The following is a 6,361-nucleotide window of genomic DNA, read 5'->3' as shown; positions in this document are numbered from 1 at the left end:
CCCCCCCCACCACCCGCTTCGCGGGCGGTCCCCCTCCCCCGTCGCTGCGCGCCGGGGGAGGATTGACATAGTTGCGGTTTGGGTGAAATATTAACTCGAACGACAACAGGAGCCAGCCCATGGCCTGGAAGCGCCCCGCCCTCACCTCCGCCCTGGTCTACAAGGACCCGCGCGCGGCCCTGAAGTTCCTCGAGGAGGCATTCGGCTTCGAGATCATCCTGCTGATCGAAGACCCCGAGGGCAACGTCGGCCACAGCGAGATGCGCTATGGCACCGGCGCGGTGATGGTCGGCAGCGAGTGGACCGCCGAGCACAAGAGCCCGGCCTCGATCGGCGGGCTGATGACCCAGACCGTCCACGTCCAGCTGGAAGACCCCGCCGACAACATCGACGCCCACTGCGAACGGGCCCGCAAGGCTGGCGCGACGATCATCGTCGAGCCGGAGACCCAGTTCTACGGCGACCGCACCTACCGCTGCAAAGACCCCGAGGGCCACATCTGGACCATTGGCCAGACCGTCGCCGCCAGCACGCCCGAAGAATGGGAAGCCAAGACCGGCCTGAAGACCACCGTCTACAAGGAATGGTAGCGACAGCACGCCTCGACACGACGCTCGCCGCCCTCGCCGATCCCCATCGGCGGCGGGTGGTGGAGCTGTTGCGCGAACGGCCGCACCGGGCCGGCGAGCTGGCCCAGGCCGCCGGCCTGACCCCGCCGGCCATGAGCCGCCACCTCAAGACCCTGCGCCAGTCTGGCCTGATAGAGGTGGCGGGCCTGGTCGAGGAAAGCCACCCGGAGTTCGACGCCCGGGTCCGCGTCTATCAGCTGAGGGCCGAGCCCATGGTCGATCTCATTCGCTGGCTGGAACAGACCGAACGGATGTGGAGCGCCCAGCTGGCGGCCTTCAAGGCCCATCTGGAGCAGGACTGAGCGTGGCCAGCCGGGTCCTGGTTTCCATCCGGGTGAAATCCACGCCCCTGCGGGCGTTCGAGGTTTTCACCCGGGATATTTCCCTGTGGTGGAAGCCCAATCCCGAGTTCGTCTTCACGCCGCGCTCACCGGGCGAGATGGCCTTCGAGGATGAGGCGCGGCTGGTCGAGCGGCTGCCCAGCGGCAAGGTCTTCGAGGTCGGCAAGGTCACCGCCTGGGAGCCCGGCGTTCGACTGGCCTTCGGCTGGCGCCAGGCGACCTTCACGCCGGACCAGATGACCGACGTCGAGGTCACCTTCGAGGCGGTCGGCGAGGAGACCCGGGTCACCGTCGTCCACACCGGCTGGGACAGCGTGCCCCGCGAGCATGTCGCCAAGCACGGCATGGAAAACGGCTACTTCATGAAGCGCCACGGCGACTGGTGGCGTGAGTTGCTGGACCGGATGGGAGAGATCGCATGACGACCACACTCCTCCCTTCTCCCGCTTGTCGGGAGAAGGTGGCCCCCGAAGGGGGTCGGATGAGGGCAGCGCCGGCCAGCGAAGGCCTGCGCGGCGCCAATCCCCCACCGCCGGTGCTGCCCTCATCCGTCGGCTTCGCCGCCACCTTCTCCCGACAAGCGGGAGAAGGATCGTGACAGCCGACGACATCCGCGCGCTCGCCTTGTCTCTCCCGCTCGCCGAGGAGCACCCCCACTTCGACCGCGCCTCCTTTCGGGTGAAGGGCAAGATCTTCGCCACCCTGCCGCCGGCCGGCGAGCAGGTGGCGCTGAAGCTGCTGCCCGAGATCAAGGAAAGCCTGCGGCAATCGGACCCCGAGGCGATTCTGGCCTTGCCGGGCGGCTGGGACCGGGGCGGCTGGACCCTGATCGCCATCGGGTCCATTGATTCCGAAAAGCTGGCCGATCTGATCCGCCTCGCCTGGCGGCAGGTCGCGCCCAAGACACTTCTGAGGGGCCAGGGATGAGCGAAGACAGTCTGAAGGGCCATCGCCGCACGGCGGCGGTGGGGTTCATCTTCGTCACCGCGACGATCGACATCATCGCCCTGGGCATCATGATCCCGGTGCTGCCCAATCTGATCAAGGAGATGGCCGGCGGCGATTTCGCGCTGGCTTCCGAGATCAACCTGCTGTTCGCCACCGTGTACGGGCTGATGCAGTTTTTCTGCGCCCCGGTGATGGGCCTGATGTCGGACCGGTTCGGGCGCCGCCCGGTGCTGCTGACCTCGATCTTCGGACTGGGCATCGACTTCCTGTTCATGGCCTTCGCGCCCTCGATCCGCTGGCTGTTCGTCGGCCGGGTGATCAACGCCGCCACCGCCGCCAGCTTCTCCACCGCCAACGCATACATCGCCGACATCACCGCCCCGGAGAACCGGGCCAAGGCCTTCGGCATGCTGGGCGCGGCGTTCGGGGTGGGCTTTACCCTGGGCCCGGTGCTGGGCGGCTTCCTGGCCGAGATCGACCTGCGCCTGCCCTTCCTCGTTTGCGCCGGTCTGGCTCTGCTCAACTGGCTGTACGGCTTCTTCATACTCCCGGAGTCGCTGCCCAAGGAAAAGCGCGTGGCCAAGCTGGACTGGCGCAAGGCCAACCCGCTCGGCTCCCTGCAGCTGCTGCGCTCGCATAAGGACCTGCTGGGCCTGGCCACCGTCGGCTTCCTGTTCCAGATGGCCCATGTCGTTCTGCCGGTGATCTTCGTCCTCTACTCGGGCTACCGCTACGGCTGGTCGCCGGCCATGGTGGGCCTCAGCATGCTGGCCACCGGCGTCGCCAACATCATCGTCCAGGCCCTGCTGGTCGGGCCGGTGGTCAAGAAGATCGGCGAGCGCGGCGCCCTCCTCCTCGGGCTGGCCAGCGGCGCGCTCGGCTTCGCCGTCTTCGGCCTGGCGCCCAATGGCTGGCTCTACTTCGTGGGCGTGCCGATCTTCGCCCTGATGGGCTTCACCGGCCCTGGCATGCAGGCGCTGATGACCCGCCGCGTCGCCCCGCACGAGCAGGGCCAGCTGCAGGGCGCCAACAGCGCCATCATGGGCATCGCCCAGATCATCGCCCCGGCGGTGTTCGGCTACACCTTCGCCTATGCCGTCGACCACAACGACACCCTGCATATGCCCGGCCTGCCGATCCTGATCGCCTCGGCGCTGATGCTGGGCAGCTTCCTGATCGCCCTGCAGGTCGCCAAGCCGGCTCCGCCGGCGGAACCGCAACCGGCCTGAGATCTTCACCGCCTTGATTGCGCCGAAAACCTGCCCTTTCTAACGGGCGGGAGCGTCAAGACCCGTTGGAGACCCATGCGCGCTTATAAAGTCCTGATCCCGGCCCTGGCTGTTCTTGCCGCCTGCTCGCCCGGCCACGATACCCAGGCCCAGGGCCTGCCCGAGCCGGCCAAGTCCGTGCCGACCAGCGCCGCGGCCATGAAGCAGTCCTTCGCCCCGGTGGTGAAGAAGGCCGCGCCGGCCGTGGTCAACGTCTCCAGCCGCCGCACGGTGCGCCAGCGAGTCGATCCCTTCTGGGAGCTGTTCAGCGGCGGCGGCGTGCCCCAGGCCCGCATCCAGCAGAGCCTCGGCTCAGGCGCCATCGTCCGCGCAGACGGGGTGATCATCACCAACAACCACAACATCGAGGGCGCCGACGAGGTCATGGTGCAGTTGGCCGACCGCCGGGAATTCCCGGCCAAGGTGCTGCTGGCCGACCCGCGCGCCGACCTGGCCGTCCTCAAGATCGACGTCGGCAACGAGAAGCTGCCGGTCATCGCCATCGACGCCGGCGAGACCCTCGAGGTCGGCGACCTGGTGCTGGCCATCGGCAACCCGTTCGGGGTCGGCCAGACGGTGACCAACGGCATCGTCTCGGCGACCGCCAGGTCCAACCTTGGCATCACCGACTTCGGCTTCTTCATCCAGACCGACGCGGCCATCAACCCGGGCAACAGCGGCGGCCCGCTGGTCGACATGGACGGCGACCTGATCGGGGTGAACACCGCCATCCTGTCGCGCTCGGGCCAGTCGTCGGGCGTCGGCTTCGCCATTCCGGCCAGCATGGCCCGCCAGATCGTCAGCGCCGCGCTCGGCGGTGAGACCGCCGTGGTGCGCCCCTGGCTGGGCGCCCGCGGTCAGGCGGTGACCTCCGACGTCGCCCACAGCCTGGGCCTCGACGCCCCGCGCGGGGTGCTGGTGGCCGATGTCTGGCCGGGCGCCGCCGCCGAGCGCGGCGGCCTGCGCCAGGGCGACGTCATTCTCAGCATCGGCGGCGAGCCGGTGAACGACGAGGGGGCGGTCACCTACTATTTCGGCAATCTGAAGATCGGCCAGACGGCGGCGCTGAAGGTGCTGCGCGACGGCCGCGAACAGACCCTGAGCGTGCGGGCCGAGAAGGCTCCGGGCCGGGCCGACGGCGGCCGCACCATCCAGGGCCGCAACCCGTTCCAGGGCGCCTTCGTCGCCGAGCTGACCCCGGCCATGGCCGACGCCAAGGGCATCGACCCCTTCGTCGGCCGCGGCCTGGTGGTGCTGCAGGTGGCGCCGGACGGCCTGGCCGCCCGCGTGGGCCTGCGTCCCGGCGACTTCATCCGGGCGATCAACGGCAAGCAGGTCCGCACCGAAGCCGACGTCGCCGCCGCCACCGCCCAGAACGCCCGCCGCTGGCAGGTCACCATCGAACGCGGCGGCCAGCAGATCACGTCGACGTTCTCGCTGTAGGGGTGCAGAGGAGCGCGCGCGCCTCCCTCCCCTTTATGGGGAGGGACGACGGCGGAGCCGTCCGGGTGGGGAAGTCGGATGCAGCGCGCTTCGTCACGCGAGTACCCCACCCTGCGGGGCTGCGCCCCGCTGTCCCTCCCCATAAAGGGGAGGGAGAAAGAAAAAGGGCGGCTGGTTTCCCAGCCGCCCTCTTCAAACCTCAACCGTGGAAACGACTATTCGTCGTCGCCGAAGGTCTGGACCGGACCGGAGTCCTTGCCCTTTTCCGACGGGTCGCGGTCGACGAACTCGATCACGGCCATCGGCGCGTTGTCGCCGTAGCGGAAGCCGGCCTTGAGGACGCGGATGTAGCCACCCTGACGTTCCTTGTAGCGCGGACCCAGGGTCGCGAAGAGCTTGCCGACCTGTTCGACGTCGCGAACGGCGCTGATGGCCTGACGGCGAGCGTGCAGGTCGCCGCGCTTGGCGAGCGTGACCAGCTTCTCGACGATCGGACGCAGTTCCTTGGCCTTCGGCAGCGTCGTGACGATCTGCTCGTGCTTGATCAGCGACGCCGACATGTTCGCGAACATGGCGGTGCGGTGGCTGGAAGTGCGGCCCAGTTTGCGGTGCGCGTAACCGTGGCGCATGTCGGTCTCTCCAAAAACTCCGGCGCCTCTCGGCGGCGGGGGTTCCTACTACAGGTTTTAGATCTGGTCTTCGAACTTCTTGGCCAGATCGTCGATGTTTTCCGGCGGCCAGTTGGGCACGTCCATCCCGAGGTGCAGGTTCATGCCCGAAAGCACTTCCTTGATCTCGTTGAGGGACTTGCGGCCGAAGTTCGGGGTGCGGAGCATCTCGGCTTCGGTCTTCTGGATCAGGTCGCCGATGTAGACGATGTTGTCGTTCTTCAGGCAGTTGGCCGAACGGACCGACAGCTCCAGCTCGTCGACCTTCTTCAGCAGGGCCGGGTTGAACGGCAGGTCGGGCTTGGCTTCGCCATCCGACTTGGCCTTCGGCTCTTCGAAGGTGATGAAGATCTGCAGCTGGTCCTGGATGATGCGGGCGGCGTAGGCCACCGCGTCCACCGGCGACACGGCGCCATTGGTTTCGACTTCCAGGATGAGCTTGTCATAGTCCAGCGACTGGCCCTGACGGGTCGGCTCGACGCGGTAGGCGACGCGCTTGACCGGCGAGTAGAGGCTGTCGACGGCGATCAGGCCGATCGGGGCGTCTTCCGGGCGGTTCTTGTCGGCCGGCACGTAGCCCTTGCCGTTGTTGACCGTGAACTCCATGCGCACCGAGGCGCCTTCGTCCAGGGTGCAGAGCACATGGTCGCCGTTCAGGATCTCGATGTCCGAGGGGACTTCGATCTGGCTGGCGGTGACGGCGCCGGGGCCAGTGGCCTTCAGCGTCATGCGCTTGGGGCCTTCGGAGTGCATGCGCAGGGCCAGCTGCTTGATGTTCAGGACGACGTCGACGACGTCCTCGCGGACGCCTTCCATCGAGCTGAACTCGTGGACCACGCCGTCGATCTGGACGGCGGTGACGGCGGCGCCTTGCAGCGACGACAGAAGAACGCGGCGCAGCGCGTTGCCGAGCGTCACGCCAAAGCCGCGCTCGAGCGGCTCGGCCACCAGACGCGCCTTGCGGTTAGCGTCGGAACCGGTCTCGATCAGCGGCTTCTCCGGGCGGATCAGCTCGTTCCAGTTGCGTTCGATCACGGGCGGATATCCTCGAAACACGTGTGCCG

Annotated in this window: 8 protein-coding genes; 6 read left to right on the top strand and 2 right to left on the bottom strand. The window is 67.8% G+C overall.

Features of this window, described 5'->3' with window-relative positions:
• Nucleotides 1-119: 119 nt before the first annotated feature.
• From AC1RSK_RS22465 to AC1RSK_RS22440, 6 genes are all read left to right on the top strand, one after another.
• The gene (locus AC1RSK_RS22465; protein WP_492909915.1) at nt 120-590 is read left to right on the top strand and encodes a VOC family protein; all 471 of its coding nucleotides are present in this window, start codon (nt 120-122) and stop codon (nt 588-590) included.
• A complete protein-coding gene (locus AC1RSK_RS22460; RefSeq protein WP_492909914.1) occupies nt 584-931 on the top strand; it encodes an ArsR/SmtB family transcription factor in 348 nt (115 codons plus the stop codon). The genes AC1RSK_RS22465 and AC1RSK_RS22460 overlap by 7 nt, the downstream gene beginning before the upstream one ends.
• A gap of 2 nt (nt 932-933) precedes the next feature.
• Nucleotides 934-1,392: an SRPBCC domain-containing protein gene (locus AC1RSK_RS22455; protein WP_492909913.1), complete on the top strand. Its 459-nt coding sequence runs from the start codon at nt 934-936 to the stop codon at nt 1,390-1,392.
• A 172-nt stretch (nt 1,393-1,564) separates the two neighbouring features.
• Complete coding sequence (locus AC1RSK_RS22450; RefSeq protein ID WP_492909912.1) at nt 1,565-1,897, top strand: MmcQ/YjbR family DNA-binding protein; 333 nt, start codon at nt 1,565-1,567, stop codon at nt 1,895-1,897.
• Nucleotides 1,894-3,147: a TCR/Tet family MFS transporter gene (locus tag AC1RSK_RS22445; RefSeq protein ID WP_492909911.1), complete on the top strand. Its 1,254-nt coding sequence runs from the start codon at nt 1,894-1,896 to the stop codon at nt 3,145-3,147. Before AC1RSK_RS22450 ends, AC1RSK_RS22445 begins: the two co-directional genes overlap by 4 nt.
• A gap of 75 nt (nt 3,148-3,222) precedes the next feature.
• Nucleotides 3,223-4,629 carry a DegQ family serine endoprotease gene (locus AC1RSK_RS22440; RefSeq protein ID WP_492909910.1) on the top strand — a complete coding sequence of 469 codons (1,407 nt, stop codon included), beginning with the start codon at nt 3,223-3,225 and terminating at the stop codon, nt 4,627-4,629.
• Nucleotides 4,630-4,844: 215 nt separating this feature from the next.
• Here AC1RSK_RS22440 and rplQ read toward each other — a convergent pair whose 3' ends face one another.
• The gene (rplQ, locus tag AC1RSK_RS22435; protein WP_271068557.1) at nt 4,845-5,258 is read right to left on the bottom strand and encodes a 50S ribosomal protein L17; all 414 of its coding nucleotides are present in this window, start codon (nt 5,256-5,258) and stop codon (nt 4,845-4,847) included.
• A 57-nt stretch (nt 5,259-5,315) separates the two neighbouring features.
• The gene (locus tag AC1RSK_RS22430; RefSeq protein ID WP_492909909.1) at nt 5,316-6,332 is read right to left on the bottom strand and encodes a DNA-directed RNA polymerase subunit alpha; all 1,017 of its coding nucleotides are present in this window, start codon (nt 6,330-6,332) and stop codon (nt 5,316-5,318) included.
• Between the last annotated feature and the right edge of the window lie 29 nt (nt 6,333-6,361).

The organism is Caulobacter sp. GW821-FHT11A05, assembly GCF_058809015.1.
The sequence above is the reverse complement of the archived record's forward strand: the minus strand, read 5'-3'. Positions and strand labels throughout refer to the sequence as shown.